Genomic DNA, 16,788 nt, shown 5'->3' with positions numbered 1-16,788 from the left:
CGGGCCGGTTCACCGGCGCGGGCCACGGCCTCGATGGCCTCGGCGACCGTCGCGTCGGGGCGGACGGCGGGGCCGCTGCCGGTCTCGTCCGCGGAGGCGGCAGGGCGCATGGCCGTACGGGCCGTCAGCACCTGCTCGCGCGGCACGTCCCGGACGAACTCGCGGACGTAGTCGTCGGCCGGGGAGCCGACGATCTCCTCGGGGGTGCCGAGCTGGACGACCTGGCCGTCGCGCATCAGGGCGATGCGGTCGCCGAGCTTGAGGGCCTCGCTGAGGTCGTGGGTGATGAAGACCATCGTGCGGCCCTCCTCCTCGTGGAGGCGGGCGACCTCGTCCTGCATGTCGCGGCGGATGAGGGGGTCGAGGGCGCTGAACGGCTCGTCGAAGAGCAGCACCTCGGGGTCGACGGCGAGGGCGCGGGCGAGGCCGACGCGCTGCTGCATGCCGCCGGACAGCTCGTCGGGCCAGGACGTCTCCCAGCCGGCCAGGCCGCACAGGGCGAGCGCCTCGTCGGCGCGGCGTTCGCGCTCGGCGCGGGGCACGCCCTGCACTTCCAGGCCGTAGGCGGCGTTCTCGCGGACGCTGCGGTGCGGGAACAGCGCGAAGTGCTGGAAGACCATGCTGATCTTCCGGGAGCGCAGTTCGCGCAGGCCGCGGTCGCCCAGCGCGGTGAGCTCCGCGCCGTCGAAGCGCACGCTGCCCGCGGTCGGCTCCAGCAGGCCGTTGAGCATCCGCAGCAGGGTCGACTTGCCGGAGCCCGACAGGCCCATGACGACGAAGATCTCGCCGGCCTCGACCCGGAAGGACGCGTCGATCACGGCGGCCATGGTGCCGTCGGCGCGCAGCTCCTCCCGGTCGGTGCCCTCTCTCAGGCGCTCCACCGCTTCGTCCGGTCGTCTGCCGAACACCTTGAACAGGTGCTCCGCCTCAAGCCTCGCTCGCACGCGAACCTCTTGTCTCGGGAACAGGGGACAGGTGGCGAAGGTCCGTCCGGCCGTCAGCGGGGCGGGGCCCGGGGGCCCCGACAGTTGAAAGGCGCACTACTTCGCTCCTGACGGCGCGCCTCCCCAGGTCAAGCAAAGGCAAACTCATTCGTGGCCGGGCTCACCGCGATGCGCAGCACGCAACGCGTTCCAGGACGAAAGGCGCGCGAGGGTGATCCAGGAGTGACTGTCAGTGGCGTACGGCATGATGCGAGACGTGACCGGACGACTGATGCTCCTCGACACCGCCTCGCTGTACTTCCGCGCCTATTTCGGCGTCCCCGACTCCGTGAAGGCGCCGGACGGCACCCCGGTGAACGCCGTGCGCGGACTGCTGGACTTCATCGACCGCCTGGTCAAGGACCACCGGCCCACCCACCTGGTGGCCTGCATGGACGCCGACTGGCGGCCGAAGTGGCGGGTCGACCTGATCCCCACGTACAAGGCGCACCGGGTCGCCGAGGAGCACACCGGCGCGCCGGACGCGGAGGAGGTGCCGGACACCCTCGCCCCGCAGGCGGACGGCGACGGGTGGGGGGAGGGACCGGTTCCGGGCGACGACGTCTCACGCAGCGCGCGCTGCACCGCCGTCTCGTACATCCGGATCTCCCGGGTCAGTACGAGCATCAGATTGACCAGGAACGCGTCCCGCGCCACCGGTCCACTGGCCTGGGCGAGCTGACTGATCTTGCGGCGCGCCAGCGGGGCGTCCCCGAGCACCGCCCACAGCGTCGCCAGATCGTAGCCCGGCAGATACCAGCCCGCGTGCTCCCAGTCGACGAGCACCGGACCCGCCGGCGACAGCAGGACGTTGGAGAGCAGGGCGTCACCGTGACAGAACTCCATGCCCTGCCGGGCGCCGGCCAGACCGTGCAGCAGCTTCTGCAGATCGCCCAGGTCCCGGTCGGTGAACAGCCCCAGTTCGTGGTAGCGGGCGATCCGCGACGCGTAGTCGAGCGGCTTGTCGAACAGACCGGCCGGGGGCCGCCAGGTGTTCAGCCGGGCGATCGCGCCGAGCGCGGCCCGCAGATCGGCGCGCGGCGGCGCCTCCACCGGATGGCGCGTCAGCGCGGCGGCCCGCCCCGGCATCCGCTCGATCACCAGCGCGCAGTTCTCCGGGTCCGCGGCGATCAACCGGGGGACCCGCACCGGCGGCCGGTGGCGGACGAAGGAGCGATAAGCAGCTATTTCGTGCCTGAACCGTTCGGTCCAGACCGGCGAGTGGTCCAGCAGACACTTGGCGACCGCGTTGGCCCGCCCGGTGGTCCCGACGAGCAGCACGGAGCGCCCGCTGCGCCGCAGCACCTGCACCGGGTTGAACTCCGGGCAGACCCGGTGCACGGCCGTGATCGCCATACGCAGCTGCGCGCCCTGGGGGCCGGACACGTCGATTCTCCCGCTGAGGGGTTGGGTGACCGTCCCCGCCCTGAGCCGCGGCCGCCCCGCGTGTGTGGGGTCCAGATACGGTCCGCTGCCGGGAGTGACCGTACGCTGCGACCGGGGCGGGGCGGACACGGAGGACGATGCTGTGTACATGGGCGATACAGATCCCTTCGTGTGCCGACGAATTACTCGCGCCTCCCGCCCGGCAGCCGTGGGGCACCCTGGGGAGTACGTCCGGCTGCCGGGCCGGGATGGCGCGTTCCTACCCCACACCGTCGACCCCCTGGCATACGAGCTGGCGAAGCCTGGCGAACCATGGCGAATAGTCGCCACGCGTCTGACAGGCGGTTACTGTCAACTCAGCCGAGAACCTGGGGGCTTGACGTGAGTGGTGAACCCAACACCCGTCTGTCGGATCTGTTCGGCCTGGCCGGCTGGTCCAAGGGCGAACTCGCGAGGCTGGTGAACCGGCAGGCGGCGGCCATGGGCCACCCCCAACTGGCCACCGACACCTCGCGGGTCAGGCGTTGGATCGACATGGGGGAGACCCCGCGCGATCCCGTGCCGAGAGTGCTGGTAGCGCTGTTCACCGAGCGGCTCGGTCGTGTCGTGACCATCGAGGACCTCGGGTTCGTACGGAGCGGGCGCGCGGGGAAACGACGGGACGCCGGGAACGCGGGCAACCCCGACGCCCTCCCCTGGGCGCCCGACCGGACGGCCGCGGTCCTCACCGAATTCACGGGAATGGACCTCATGCTCAACCGTCGCGGCTTGGTGGGCGCGGGTGCCGCGCTCACCGCAGGCTCAGCACTCACCAGCGCCATGCATGACTGGCTGCACTCCGACCCCGCACTCTCGTCCGACGCTCCCCGGATCGACGATCCCCTGAACGCGGAACCCGCCGGGTTCGACCGTTACGAGGCCGCCCCCATCGGGTCACAGGAGATCGAGGCTCTGGAGCGCTCCGTCGAGGTGTTCCGCGCCTGGGACGCCGCACGTGGCGGCGGACTTCAGCGCAAGGCGGTGGTGGGCCAGCTCAACGAGGTGGGCGGCATGCTCGCCTACCGTCACCCCGACCATCTCCAGCGGCGCCTGTGGGGCGTCGCCGCCAACCTCTCCGTACTCGCCGGCTGGATGTCCCACGACATCGGTCTCGAACCCACGGCCCAGAAGTACTTCGTCATCGCCACCCACGCGGCCCGCGAGGGCGGCGACCGGCCCCGCGCGGGCGAGGCACTGTCCCGGGCCGCTCGTCAGATGGTCCACCTCGGCAGGCCCGACGAGGCACTTGATCTGATGAAGCTCGCGGATTCGGGCTCGGGCGAGGAGGCCCTGCCCCGTACCCGCGCCATGCTGCGCACCATCGAGGCGTGGGCGCACGCGTCCATGGGCCACGGCCAGGCCATGCGCCGCACTCTGGGCGAGGCGGAGGAACTCTTCGTCGCCGACGAACAGGACGTCCCGTCGCCCTGCTGGATGCAGATGTTCGACGAGGCCGATCTCCACGGCATGGAGGCCCTGGCCTTCCGCACCCTCGCCGACCATGAGCCCGAGGCGGCGATCACCGCGCAGCAGCACGCCAAGCGGGCGCTGGAGCTGCGCGGCAACGGCCGGCAGCGCTCCAAGATCTTCGACTACATCTCGCTGGCGTCCGCCTGCTTCATCGCGGACGACCCCGAACAGGCCGACCGTTACGCGCGGCTGGCGCTGGTGTCGATGGGGGAGACCTCCTCGCACCGCACCTGGGACCGGCTGCGGGAGATGTACCGGCTCACCGGCCAGTACGCGGGGTACGAGAAGATCGACGATCTGCGCGAGGAGCTGACGACGGCCATGCCGAAGGGGCCGGCGAAGCGGACGGGGAAGACCGATGTCTAGAGCGCTCTTCGCGCTTCGCGGAGGCCCGGTCCGGTAGCCGGGGATCGTGATCAGCCGGAGCTCCTGATCAGCTGGGGATCCTGATCAGCCGGGGATCCTGATGACCATCAGACAGGCGGGGTCCGTGCGTTCGGCCCTGTCGGACTCCTCGACGATCAGCTGGGCACACTCCCGCGCCGAGCGGGTTCCGGCGATCCTGGGCGCCAGCCCGACGACGCGGTCCCGGGGCAGCTCATCGGTGTGCAGCACCAGCAGATCCCCGGGCCGAAGCTGGATCTCGGCCTGCTCGTACACGGCCCCCGAGGTCGCTCCGAGCAGGACGCCGTCCGGCGGCGTCAACGCGTGCCCCGTCCCGTCGCGGAACAGCAACGGGGCGGGGTGGCCCGCCTGCGCCCAGGAGAAGGTGCCGGTCCGCGGGGCGTAGCGGGAGCAGAGCGCGCTGCCGAGCGCGGGCTGTTCCGAGGTCTCCAGCAACTGGTTCAGATGGCCGAGCAGGGCCCCGGGCGCGATGCCCGCCACGGCCATGCCGCGCAGCGCCCCCAGCAGCATCGCCATCGAGGACGCGCCGGCCACCCCGCGCAGGGGCAGCTCGCCGATGGTCAACAGCGCTTCCCCGCAGGGAAGTTCAAGGACGTCGAGCCAGTGACCACCCGTCGCGGGATGCGCCGTGTCGGGGAGCCGGCGGGCGGCCAGGTCCAGTGCGCCTGGCCCGCTCCTCGGCAGATATGACGAGCCGTGCCACGCGGGGAGCACCGCCTCGTGCAACTCGGCCACCAGCCGGTGTTCGGTCCGCGCGAGATGGTCTTCGCGCCGGAGGGAGTCATGGGAGTCGCGTACGGTCTGCTCGCCGTGGCGCAGCGCGCTGATGTCGCGCAGCACCGCCCACATGGAGGCGGTACAGCCGTCGGTGTCGAGGATGGGCTCACCCATCATGTGCAGTACCCGGACCCGGCCGTCGGCCCTGATGATACGGAACTCGCCGTCCATGGGCTTTCCGTCGATCAGACAGTCCGTCACCATCGCGGTGAGCAGCACCTGGTCGTCGGGGTGCACGAGGGACGGTAGCTCGTCGAGACTCAGCGGCCCGCTCTCCGGGTCGCGTCCGAGGATCCGGAACAGCTCGTCCGACCAACTGACCTCGTCGGTCAGGAGGTTCCACTCCCCGCTGCCCACCCGGCCGAGCCGGGGGCCGGTGCGGCCGTGACCGGGGGAGGCGTCCCGCTCGGGGTGGTCGGGCGGCCCGTCCGCGTCCGGCCTTCCCGCCTTGAGCTGATCCAAGTGGGAGCCCAGGTGGTCCAGTTGACGTACCGCCAGATCGCAGAGCGCGCGCTGCCAGCGCCAGAGAGTGTCGCCGTCGTCGACCTCGGTGTCCCGGCGTACGGCGTCCACGTCGCCGCGCAGCCGGCGGGTCCGGGTGATGAGCGCGTCCATCGTCGCGGGCTCGGCGGGCCCGGGGACGGGGCGGTCCGCGAACAGAGGGGACGGCATCTCGTACTCCGATACGGGGTGGCACGGCCTGTCGGTGGGGGGACCGCTACGACTGTCGCACAGGCGCCCCGGGCGCGTAAGGCGTTTGGCGACACTCGGGGCGATGGTGCCTTGGGAATATGCCGCAGGCTGAGCCTCTCGCATTCATGCACCCCGTGGGGACCGGTCTCGCGCCGCACCGATCAGCTCGGGGCGGGCGCCAGTACCGCGGGCGGGGTGAGCCGTGTGACCCCGGGCGGGGCCCGACGGCGTGACAGGTGCCGGGCAAGCCGAGGCCCCCGGGCGAAGCGTGTCCCGGGGGCTCGGCCAGCATTCCCCGCTGGGGGCGCTTGGAGTTAACGCGGCACAGTCTGGCACCGCGGGCGATCAGGCGCGGGCAGGCCGCGCCGTGATCACCGGACGGCCCGGGCGATCACCAGATGGCCTCCACCCATTCCGGGTGGTCGATGAACGGGTTGCGGTTGTGCTGGATCTGGTCGTAGATGACCTGGTTGCGGCGCTGCTCGAAGGCGTCCGGCGGGTCCTCGTCGTTCCACTGCTTGAGTACGGACAGCTTGCCCATCGCGGGGCTGGATCCGTTGTTGACCCGCTCATTGGGTTCGAGGTTGGGCCACGAGTCGTTGCCCTCGTACCGTACGGCCATGTACAGGATCATCCGGGCGACATCGCCCTTCACCGCGTCGCGCGGCTCGAAGGAGTCGGCGTCCGTGTAGTTGCCGGGCGCGCCGGAGACCGCGCTGCCGCCGTTGTCGAAGTCCTTGTTCCCGCGTATGGAGTTGACGCGGACGTCCTCCGGGCGCAGATGGTGGACATCGGTGCCGGGGCCGGTCGCCTCGCCGAAGTCGCCGTGGGACTTGGCCCAGACGTGCTCGCGGTTCCACTGGCCCGTGTTGCCGCCGTTGTTCGACTTGGCGATGGACTTGCCGGTGTACAGCTCGATCACGTTCGACGAGTTCGCGGGGTCCTGGTCCGTGGCCTTGAGCGCCGTCCAGACCTGGTCGTAGGAGATCTTCGTCTGGTTCCTGATGATCGAGTGCAGCGACGCCTTGAGCGCGGTGCCGGTCTTGCCGATGGCGCTCTGGTAGTAGGTGTCGTCGAGCGCGGCGGTGGCCGTGACGGTGACCGTGCCGGCCTGCGCGGCCTCCGGGGCGGCGACGGCGGGTGCGGCGGCCGCGGTGGTGGCGAGCACCGCGGTGGCGGCGCAGAGAGCCAACAGCGTGCGTCGGGTGGGACGTTGACGACGGGACATGGGGAAGCTGTCCTCTCCGGCGGGACCATCGCGACGCACGGCCACAGGGTGGGGGGCCGTGCGGCGCATGGTCGTGAAGTAACGGTTCAGCGGGAGCCTTCCACACGGCTTGTGTCCTCGCGTGAACGGCCGGTGTCGGTCATGTGCAGGTCAAGTTTCCTTCCGTTCGGTGGTGTGCCGCCCGGTTGTGGGGGGTCTGCGTTCATATGGATGTGAGACGGCCATGAATCTGGTCAACTTTGGTCCATACCAGCTTCTTGACGACCCCTCGCACCCTCCCTTAAATCAAGTATTGAAATAAGCGTCCGAGGCGGCTCTCCCCGAAGCCTCCCGGTGCGTGCGATGTCATGCGCATGACCCCCCACTCGAAGTGATGTGATGACCTGTGCGAATCCCCATGGGACGCCGAATGGCGCTTTACGCGCTCGCCCTTCTCTGCTGTTCCAGCCTGGCGGCCGCGGTCCCCGCCGCCGCGGCGCCCGCGCCCGAGCAGCCGACCGCCGCGGTCGGGACGGCCGCGGTCACCTTCTCCGACGACTTCAACGGCGCCGCCGGCTCGGCCGTCGACGGCGGGAAGTGGCAGATCGAGACCGGCGACAACGTCAACAACCATGAACGGCAGTACTACACGGCGGGCAACAACAACGCCGCCCTCGACGGCCAGGGCAACCTGGTCATCACCGCGCGCAAGGACAACCCCGGCAACTACCAGTGCTGGTACGGCCGGTGCGAGTACACCTCGGCGCGGCTCAACACCTCCGGCAAGTTCACCTCGACCTACGGTCGGGTCGAGGCCCGCATGAAGGTCCCGCGCGGCCAGGGCATGTGGCCCGCCTTCTGGATGCTCGGCAACGACATCGGCAACGTCGGCTGGCCCAACAGCGGTGAGATCGACATCATGGAGAACGTCGGCTTCGAGCCCAGCACGGTGCACGGCACCCTGCACGGCCCCGGCTACTCCGGCTCGGGCGGCATCGGCGCCGGCTACACCCTGCCCAACGGCCAGGCGTTCGCCGACGCCTTCCACACCTTCGCCATCGACTGGTCGCCCAACCGCATCAGCTGGAGCGTCGACGGCAACGTCTACCAGACGCGCACCCCGGCCGATCTCGGCGGCCGTACCTGGGTGTTCAACAAGCCCTTCTTCATCATCCTGAACCTCGCGGTCGGCGGCTACTGGCCCGGTGACCCCAACGGCAGCACCCCGTTCCCGTCCCAGCTCGTCGTCGACTACGTGCGCGTCAGCACGAACGACGGCGGCTCCGGCACCGCCGGCACGATCACCGGAATCGGCGGCAAGTGCGTGGACGTGGCGGGCGCCAACCCCGCCAACGGCACGCCCGTACAGCTCTATGACTGCAACGGCTCCGCCGCCCAGCAGTGGACCGTCGCGGCCGACGGCTCGCTCCGCGCGCTCGGCAAGTGCCTGGACGTGAAGGACAACAGCGTCGCGGACGGGGCGCAGCTCCAGCTGTGGGACTGCTCCGGCGGCGCCAATCAGCGCTGGGCCGTCCCGGACGCCAGAGACATCGTGAACATCCAGGCCGACAAGTGCGTGGACGCGACCGGCAACAGCTCGGCCAACGGCACCCGGCTACAGATCTGGACCTGCACGGGCGCCGCGAACCAGAAGTGGACGGTGAACCGCGGATGACGACGGTACGCACCCTCCGCACGTCCCTCAGATCCCTCGTCCCACTGGCCGCGCTGCCCCTCGCGCTCGGTGCGTCGCTCATCACCGCGCCCACCCCCGCCACCGCCGCGGTCGCCGCCGTCGGCACGATCACGGGCCTGGGCGGCAAGTGTGTGGACGTGGCGGCCGGCAGCTCCGCCAACGGCACGGCCGTACAGCTCTACGACTGCAACGGCTCGGCCGCCCAGCAGTGGGACGTCGCCTCCGACGGCTCGATCCGGGCCCTCGGCAAATGCCTCGACGTCAAGGACAACAGCACCACGAACGGCGCGCAGCTCCAGCTGTGGGACTGCACCGGCGGCGCCAACCAGAAGTGGACCGTCTCCGCGGCCCGTGACATCGTGAACACCCAGGCCGACAAGTGCCTGGACGCGACCGGCAACAGCTCGGCCAACGGCACCCGGCTACAGATCTGGACCTGCACCGGGGCGGCCAACCAGAAGTGGACCGCGCCCGCGGGCGGTGGCGGCCCCGCCCCCAGTGGACCCATGGCGGTCGCGCCGTACCTCTACAACGGCTGGGGCAGCCCGCCGAACCCGACCACCGTCATGAACGCGACCGGCGTGAAGTGGTTCACCCTGGCGTTCGTGCTCAGCAACGGCTACTGCAACCCCCAGTGGGACGGCGGACGGCCGCTGACCGGTGGAGTGGACCAGCAGACCATCAACACCGTGCGAGGCGCGGGCGGCGATGTCATCCCGTCCTTCGGCGGCTGGAGCGGCAACAAGCTGGAGAGCTCCTGCTCCAGCGCCGGGGAGCTGGCGGCGGCCTACCAGAAGGTCATCAACGCGTACGGCCTCAAGGCGATCGACATCGACATCGAGGCCGCCGCGTACGACAGCCCCACCGTCCAGCAGCGCACCGTCGACGCCCTCAAGACCATCAAGGCCAACAACCCCGGCATCAAGGTCTATGTCACCTTCGGCACCGGCCAGAACGGTCCTGACACCAGTCTGATCAACCGCGCGGCCGCCGCCGGACTCACCGTCGACAGTTGGACGATCATGCCGTTCAACTTCGGCGGCGCAGGCCAGAACATGGGCACGCTCACCACCCGCGCCGCCGAGGGCCTCAAGAACGCGGTCAAGAACGCGTACGGGTACAGCGACGACCAGACGTACCGCAGCATCGGCATCTCGTCGATGAACGGCATCACCGACAACAACGAGACCGTGACCGTCGCGGACTTCCGCACCATCCTCGCCTACGCGCAGCAGCACCATCTGGCCCGGCTGACCTTCTGGTCGGTCAACCGCGACCGGCCCTGCACCGGCGGCGGAGCGGACACCTGCTCCGGCGTGAGCCAGCAGCCGTGGGACTTCACCCGCGTCTTCGCCCAGTACGCCGGCTGACCGGGCGAGGAGCCTTGATGAACCGACACCCGTACGGTGGCGGGCAGCCCCGCCACCGGATCTTCCCGCTCACCCTGCTGCTGACCGTGGTGGCACTGTGCGCCTCCCTGATCGGTCTGCCCCAGCAGGAGGCCGCCGCGGGCACCACCGCGGCGGCGGCCCTGCCCACCGGCTGGACCACGATCAGCAACAAGGGCAACGGCAAGTGCGTGGACGCCCGCGCCGCGGCGACCGGCAACGGCACCGCGGTGCAGCAGTACGCCTGCAACGGCAGCCTCGCGCAGAACTGGTCCCTCACCCAGACCAGCGGCGGCTACGTCAGGGCGGGCAACCGCAACGCCGACAGCCAGGTCTGGGATGTCACCGATGTCTCGGCCGCCGACGCCGCCACGATCCAGCTCTGGACATACGGCGGAGGCGACAACCAGCAGTGGCTGCCGGTGGAAGAGCCCGACGGCGCCTACCACTTCGTCAACCGCAACAGCGGCAAGTGCCTCGACGTACCGGGCGCCTCGACCGCCGACAGCGTCCAGCTCCAGCAGTACACCTGCAACGGCTCGGCGGCCCAGTCCTTCCGGGTCCAGGCGGCCGATCCGCCGGCGCCGCCCGGCACCCCGGATCTCGGTCCGAACGTCGTCGTCTTCGATCCCTCGATGTCGGCCTCCTCGATCCAGAACCGGGTGAACGCGACCTTTCAGCAGCAGGAGACCAATCAGTTCGGCGCCCAGCGCGCCGCCTTCCTGTTCAAGCCGGGCACCTACGACGCCGATGTGAACGTCGGCTTCTACACGCAGGTGGCCGGCCTGGGGCTGTCACCCGACGACGTCAACATCCGTGGCGCCGTTCATGTCGAGGCCGACTGGTTCCCGCCGCAGAACGCCACCCACAACTTCTGGCGCAGCGCCGAGAACCTCTCCGTCACCCCCACCACCGGCACCGACCGCTGGGCCGTCTCACAGGCCGCCCCGTACCGCCGGATGCATGTCCGCGGCAATCTCGCCCTGGACGACGGCGGCTGGGCCAGCGGCGGATTCATGGCGGACTCGAAGATCGACGGCCAGGTCAGGTCCGGTTCACAGCAGCAGTGGCTGTCCCGTAACACCGAATGGGGCAGCTGGACGGGGTCCAACTGGAACATGGTGTTCGTCGGCGCCCAGAACGCGCCCGCGAACAGCTTCCCCAACCCGCCCTACACCACGGTCGACCAGACCCCGCAGGTGCGGGAGAAGCCCTTCCTGTACGTCGACGCGGCAGGCGCCTACCGGGTGTTCGTGCCCGCGCTGCGCGCCAACTCGAAGGGAACGACCTGGTCGGGCGGTGCTCCGGCGGGTACGTCGCTCCCGCTGGACCAGTTCTACATCGCCAAGCCCGGAGCGACGGCCGCGGACATGAACGCGGCGCTGGCGGCGGGCAAGAACCTGCTCGTCACCCCCGGCGTCTACCACCTCAACCAGACGCTGAGGATCACCCGCCCCGACACCGTCGTCCTCGGGCTCGGCCTCGCCACCCTCATCCCGGACAACGGCATCACCGCGGTGTCGGTCGCGGATGTGGACGGCGTCAAGGTGGCGGGGCTGCTCATCGACGCGGGCACGGTCAACTCCCAGCGGCTGATGGAGGTGGGTGCCGACGGCTCGAACGCGAACCACGCCGCCAACCCCACCTCGCTGCACGACGTGTTCTTCCGCATCGGCGGCGCGGGTGTCGGCAAGGCGACCACCAGTCTGGTCGTCAACAGCCGCAATGTGATCGGCGACCATATGTGGATCTGGCGTGCGGATCACGGCAGCGGGGTCGGGTGGAACACCAACACGGCGGACACCGGCCTGGTCGTGAACGGCGCCGATGTCACGATGTACGGCCTGTTCGTCGAGCACTACCAGAAGCATCAGACGATCTGGAACGGCAACGGAGGCAAGACGTACTTCTATCAGAACGAGATGCCGTACGACCCGCCCAACCAGGCGGCCTGGATGAACGGCGCGACACAGGGATACGCCGCCTACAAGGTGGCCGACTCGGTGACCAGCCATCAGGCGTACGGGCTCGGCAGTTACTGCTTCTTCAACGTCAACAACAGCGTGACCGCGGAGCACGCGTTCGAAGTGCCCAACAACGCCAATGTGCGCTTCCGTAACATGGTGACGGTGTCACTGGGCGGTACGGGCACCATCCGGCATGTCATCAACGACAGGGGAGGCCCGTCGAACTCGGCCACCAATGTGGCCAATCTCGTCAGCTATCCCTAGGCGTTACCGGTTACCGGGACCACCCCGGGCGCCCGCACGACATGGGGGCGCCCGGGGTGTTCCCGTTCCGGGCACCGGCGCGGGGCCCGTGTGCGTCCCTGGGCTGCGGACCGGATGGCGGCGACCGCGAAGGTCCGCGGAGGGTGGCCTACGAGGCCGGTTCGACCTCCAGGAAGCGTCGTCGCCGCGGCCCTCGGTAGAGCAGGGCCTCCCACCCCAGACGCGTCAGCACGGCGGCGCACTCGGTCAGGGCCCGCTCCTCGTCCTGGGCGGCCCCGGCGCCGTGCGGGCCCAGCCACTCCACCCGTACGGCGGCGGGCGGCTCGGCCGCGACCACGCGATATCCCGTCGCGACCCGCTGCCCCGAGCCGTCGACCGCGGAGTTCGGCAGGCCGGCGGCCTCCAGGGCCAGCGCGACGGCGCGCACCGGCCGCCGCCGCTCCCACCGCGCGGGCACCGTCGCCGGATCACCGGACCCGGTGTTCGTGAGCCGTCTGATCTGGAGCAGCCCTTCGAACGCGACCCGTACCTCGGCCGCCCGGGCCTGAGGCGTCCTGCCGCGCGCCGGGCCGTCGCCGGTGGCCGCCTCGAAGACGTCGGGCCGCTCCGTCCCCTCTTCCTCGCTCGCCATCCCGCCGCCGTCCCCTTCCGCCATGCCTGGACCGACAGAAGACCCCGACCGGACGGGGGATGCCGGTCGGGGTCGTCCAAGGGAGAGCGTGGATGGCGGTCGCCTCGCGGCGATAGGCTCCATGGGGCTTCAGCCGAACGATCTTCCCCATGGGCGATTCTTATGTGGGGCCCGGGGACTCTGTTCCATCCACACCCTCAGTGGGTCCAACGGCGGGACCCCGCCGATTGTTCCCGGGGCGGATGATCAGGCGGGAAGCACCCAGATCGGGTTGGAGTAGAACCACAGGTCCTTCCACGGGTCGGCGTCACCCAGCACGTCCATCGCCGGGCCCACCGGGTCGACGGACGCGCCGTTCAGCCCGACCGCGGTGCGGTTGCCGTCCGTGCCGCGCAGCCGGACGTAGAGCGGTCCGGAGACCCGGCCGAGCTTGTACGTCAGCTGGACGGTGCCCTTCGACTTGTTGACCTCGAAGGACTTCGCGACCTTGGCGGTCGGCGCGGTGAAGGTGTCCTTGTCGTGGACCTGGCCGGTGACCTGGCCCTGGATGACATCGACCCGGGCCAGCGTCGGCACGAACTGCGCCCAGTTGGCGCCGTTGGCCAGCGCGATCTCGATGGACAGCTCGACCTCCGTACCACGCTTGACGTGCAGCGCGCCGCCGAGCGTGGCCCAGCGGCCGCCGCCCTTGAGCCGGGCGTCCAGACCGCTGATCAGACCGCCGTGGTCGACCCAGATCCGGCCGGCCCGCATACCGTCCATGACCGCCGCGTACGAGAACCGGTCCGCGCCGACGTGCGTACGGCTGTAGTGGCCCGGCCAGTAGTCGCCCTTCCCGAGGTCGAGGCCGTTTCCGTAGACCGGGTCGGAGTGCTTGCCGTTGGCGTTGAAGTTGTCGTCGGGCCCGATGACGGAGGGCTCGGCGTACACGCTGTGCGAGTCCGAGTTCGCGGTGATCCACCACGGCTTGCCCTCGGCCAGCAGGCTGTCCCAGAGACCACCGACGGTGGAGGTCATCCAGTCGAAGCCGCCCCAGGTGCGGTAGCTCTCCGGCGGGTAAGCGGCGAAGGAGTTGGCGTTGGGGCTGTTCTCGTAGTAGCCGCGGCCACCGCCGCTGCCGACCGGCTTCGGCAGGCCGGCCGCCTGGTGACCGGGGGCGCCCTCCATACCGATGGCGATGGGGTGGCCCGAGGAGGTGGCGTCGCGCCAGGCGCGGATCTCGTGGGGCGAGTCGATGCCGTTGCGCGCCGGGTGGTTGGCGAGCATCACGGCGTCGTCGACCTTGCGCCGGCGCACCTGGTCGGCGAGGAACTGGAGTCCGGAGATGGCCAGCGCCTCATTGGTGGCGTTCGAGGTGCTGGGGTGCAGGCTGCCGTCGTAGTCGGTCTCGAACTTCTTCAGCACCTCCACCTCGTTGCGGCCCGGGTGGACGAAGACCGTGGCGTGCTCGGCGCCCGGGATGTTCCACTCCAGGCCCTGGAAGACGAGCTGGTCCTTGTAGGTCTCGCGGGCTTCCTTGATGTCCGGGTTGACCTTCTCCACACCGATCTTGGCGTGCGCGGCGCTGCCGTGGTCGGTGATGACCATCCAGTCGAGACCGTGCGCCGTGCCCTGGCGCACCTGGTCGACGACGCGGTACTTGCCGTCGCTGCTGTACTGGGTGTGGATGTGGTGGTCGCCCGCCAGCCAGAGGAAGCCGTTGCTCTTGCCCCGGTCGGACCCGCCGCCGGAACCGCCCGAGTGCGCGGCGGCGGCGGTGGCCCCGCCCAGCACGCCGGCGCCCGCCAGGCCCGCGCCGAGCAGACCCGCGCGACGCAGCATCGAGCGGCGTGACAGCTGACTGGGCGACAGCTCACTGTCAGGGACGTTGGCGTCGAGCGCCGGGGGCAGGGGGCCGGTGTCGGCCTCCGCGTGGTGCGTGTGATCGTGCGTGTGGTCGTGCGGGTGGTGATGGCCGTGGCCCATTGTCGCTCCTCGCCGATGCCTGTGATGCCCAGCGGGTCAGATAATCGATCGCTGGGATGAAGGCCGGGTGACGGGAGCCCGTACGTATCATGTTGAACTCTGAACGGAATGCCGGGTTGGGGGGCGTTGGCGCAGGTCGTGTGGGTGCGAGCGCCTTCACGACATATCCGGGTGCGAGAAGCGCGGGTACACGATCGTCACGGCCCCCGGTTCCCCCGGTTGACGGCGCCGGGACGCGCCGAGCCGGGGAAGGTCCACAAGCCCTGACCTCGCGGGCGCGCGGCTCGGGCCCCCAGGGAATGCGGTAAAAGGTATAAAACTGTCATGATCGGATATGTGGACGCCGAATACGTGGACTCCAGACATCGCATGCGCATCAGTGAAGTGGCCGCGCGTACCGAACTGTCCCTGCGCACCATCCGGCACTACGAGGAGACCGGGCTCGTCACCCCGTCCGCCCGCTCACAAGGTGGTTTCCACCTCTATACCGACTCCGATGTGGCCCGGCTGATGGTCATCCGCAGGATGGAACCGCTGGGCTTCTCGCTGGACGAGGTGCGTGCCCTGCTCGCCGTCGTCGAACGGCTCGACGCCGAGGAGCCTCCCGCCCCTGACGAGCGGGACGAACTCCTGGCGCGCGTGGACGCGTTCGAGCGGGCCACCGCGGAGCGGATCGCGAATCTCCGCGTCTGGCTGGCGCGGGCGGAGGAGTTCGCCGCCACCCTGCGCGTATGGACGGCACCCGCCGGGCCGGGCGACGGCTGAGGGGCCGGCCGAGGCGCAGGGTGGCTGAGCGGTTCAGGACGGGAATTCGCTCTCGGGGACCTCGCTGGTGGTGGCGTTGCCGCCGAGCGTCTTGGCCAGCGAGAAGGTCAGCACGGTGTACTGCGTACCCCCGCTGACCTCCACCGTCTTGAAGTCCGCGGTGTCGTCGAACTTCTCGAACGCGCAGTCCCGCGTGAAGGACTTCTTCGCGGAGCTCCAGTCCGAGCCCGAGGTGAAGTACACGGTGTACGAGCCGTCCCCGACGCGGCGCACGGTCGTACTGGCGCCCTTGCGTATGTACACCGTGAAGGCGGTCTTCTTGCCACGGGTCAGGGAGACCACCGCGTCGGAGTCCGTGCTGTTCCTGACGGTCAGCCGCCCCAGCCCGCCCGAACGAGCGTCCTTGACAAGGGCGCCGTTGCCGAGCCGGCGGTGCTTCGGCTGCTCGGTGCGGGGCAGCTTCAGCCGTACGGGGTAGCCGAGGCCGGTGAGTGTGGTGCTCGCTTCCTTGACGCGCCGGGGGCCGTCGGCCGAGCCCAGTTCGACGCGCGGTGAGATGGCACAGCGTCCTTCGCCGCCCCCCGCGTCCGCCAGGCTCCGGCTCAGATCGCGCAGCGAGGCGGCGAGAGCGGCGTTGCCGGTCTCGGCGTCATCGGGGGTATCGGCCGTCTCCAGTCCGCCGGCGGCGGTGGCGGCCGCGGTGGAGGCCGTACCGAGCGCCTGATTCAGGGCGCGGCCCTCGCTCGCGCGGTCGACCGCGCGCAGCGCCTTGTCGAGCGGGCCGAGCGCGGTGTCCAGCGTGCCGCGGTACGCGGCCGGATCGACGGTCGGCGTAGGGCTCGGCGTGGGACCGCCGGCCGCCGACGGGGACCCCGAGCCGCCGCTGTCACCTCCCGAGCCGCACGCTGTCAGTGGTACGGCCAGCGCCAGGACCACACCCGCGGCCGTGGCCCGCCCCGAAATACGCGCGCGCATGTCACTCACCCTGCTGCCCCGTTTCCCCCCGCTCGCCCCCCGGCGAGCACCGAATGTCCAGGCTTCTCCCGTGCCGGACCGCTGTCAAGACGCCGCGGGCGCGGCCCCGGTTCCCTTCCTGCTGGCGGTGGCGGGGGACCGGCCGTACGGTGAAAAAGGACGACGGACTCGTAGTGA

The 16,788-nt window shown here is 70.3% G+C and carries 11 protein-coding genes and 2 pseudogenes; 6 read left to right on the top strand and 7 right to left on the bottom strand.

Translation table 11 applies throughout. From position 1 onward, the window contains the following. Window positions 1-944, bottom strand: a 944-nt coding sequence (locus ABTZ59_RS34440; protein WP_351423857.1) for a quaternary amine ABC transporter ATP-binding protein, incomplete at its 3' end; no start/stop codon positions are given. 244 nt (window positions 945-1,188) lie between these two features. Here ABTZ59_RS34440 and ABTZ59_RS34435 point away from each other — a divergent pair. Next, window positions 1,189-1,500: pseudogene (locus ABTZ59_RS34435) on the top strand (flap endonuclease); the annotation flags it as partial. A 17-nt stretch (window positions 1,501-1,517) separates the two neighbouring features. Here ABTZ59_RS34435 and ABTZ59_RS34430 read toward each other — a convergent pair. Further along, window positions 1,518-2,519 (bottom strand): annotated as a pseudogene (locus ABTZ59_RS34430) (aminoglycoside phosphotransferase family protein); the annotation flags it as partial. A 231-nt stretch (window positions 2,520-2,750) separates the two neighbouring features. Here ABTZ59_RS34430 and ABTZ59_RS34425 point away from each other — a divergent pair. Further along, window positions 2,751-4,244, top strand: a complete 1,494-nt coding sequence (locus ABTZ59_RS34425) for a DNA-binding protein NsdB (protein WP_351423852.1) — start codon at window positions 2,751-2,753, stop codon at window positions 4,242-4,244. Window positions 4,245-4,328: 84 nt separating this feature from the next. On the opposite strand, the gene ABTZ59_RS34420 is transcribed toward ABTZ59_RS34425, so the two are convergent. Together ABTZ59_RS34420 and ABTZ59_RS34415 are read right to left on the bottom strand one after the other, a co-directional pair. Then, a complete protein-coding gene (locus ABTZ59_RS34420) occupies window positions 4,329-5,732 on the bottom strand; it encodes a PP2C family protein-serine/threonine phosphatase (RefSeq protein WP_351423846.1) in 1,404 nt (467 codons plus the stop codon). Window positions 5,733-6,144: 412 nt separating this feature from the next. Continuing rightward, window positions 6,145-6,981, bottom strand: a complete 837-nt coding sequence (locus ABTZ59_RS34415) for an endonuclease I family protein (RefSeq protein WP_351423841.1) — start codon at window positions 6,979-6,981, stop codon at window positions 6,145-6,147. 409 nt (window positions 6,982-7,390) lie between these two features. On the opposite strand from ABTZ59_RS34415, the gene ABTZ59_RS34410 reads away from it, so the two are divergent. From ABTZ59_RS34410 to ABTZ59_RS34400, 3 genes are read left to right on the top strand one after another with little or no spacing between them, the layout of a single operon-like run. After that, window positions 7,391-8,635: a family 16 glycosylhydrolase gene (locus tag ABTZ59_RS34410; RefSeq protein WP_351423836.1), complete on the top strand. Its 1,245-nt coding sequence runs from the start codon at window positions 7,391-7,393 to the stop codon at window positions 8,633-8,635. Continuing rightward, on the top strand, window positions 8,632-10,026 hold the full coding sequence (locus ABTZ59_RS34405) for a ricin-type beta-trefoil lectin domain protein (protein WP_351423833.1): 1,395 nt from the start codon (window positions 8,632-8,634) through the stop codon (window positions 10,024-10,026). The genes ABTZ59_RS34410 and ABTZ59_RS34405 overlap by 4 nt, the downstream gene beginning before the upstream one ends. Window positions 10,027-10,043: 17 nt before the next feature. Then, window positions 10,044-12,275 (top strand): pectate lyase-like domain-containing protein, encoded by a 2,232-nt coding sequence (locus ABTZ59_RS34400; RefSeq protein ID WP_351423830.1) that lies wholly within the window; start codon window positions 10,044-10,046, stop codon window positions 12,273-12,275. A 148-nt stretch (window positions 12,276-12,423) separates the two neighbouring features. Here ABTZ59_RS34400 and ABTZ59_RS34395 read toward each other — a convergent pair whose 3' ends face one another. After that, a complete protein-coding gene (locus ABTZ59_RS34395) occupies window positions 12,424-12,930 on the bottom strand; it encodes a hypothetical protein (protein ID WP_503003838.1) in 507 nt (168 codons plus the stop codon). 222 nt (window positions 12,931-13,152) lie between these two features. After that, window positions 13,153-14,871 (bottom strand): PHP domain-containing protein, encoded by a 1,719-nt coding sequence (locus ABTZ59_RS34390; RefSeq protein ID WP_351423825.1) that lies wholly within the window; start codon window positions 14,869-14,871, stop codon window positions 13,153-13,155. Window positions 14,872-15,195: 324 nt separating this feature from the next. Between ABTZ59_RS34390 and ABTZ59_RS34385 the strand changes: the two genes are divergently transcribed. Beyond that, a complete protein-coding gene (locus ABTZ59_RS34385) occupies window positions 15,196-15,636 on the top strand; it encodes a MerR family transcriptional regulator (protein WP_351423819.1) in 441 nt (146 codons plus the stop codon). 33 nt (window positions 15,637-15,669) lie between these two features. On the opposite strand, the gene ABTZ59_RS34380 is transcribed toward ABTZ59_RS34385, so the two are convergent. Beyond that, window positions 15,670-16,611, bottom strand: coding sequence for a hypothetical protein (locus ABTZ59_RS34380; protein WP_351423816.1), 942 nt, complete (start codon window positions 16,609-16,611; stop codon window positions 15,670-15,672). Window positions 16,612-16,788: the final 177 nt, after the last annotated feature.

The sequence above is a fragment of the Streptomyces sp. NPDC094034 genome, assembly GCF_040303865.1.
Classification (GTDB): domain Bacteria; phylum Actinomycetota; class Actinomycetes; order Streptomycetales; family Streptomycetaceae; genus Streptomyces.
Note: the sequence above shows the minus strand (reverse complement) of the source record. Positions and strands in the feature narration are given on the sequence as shown.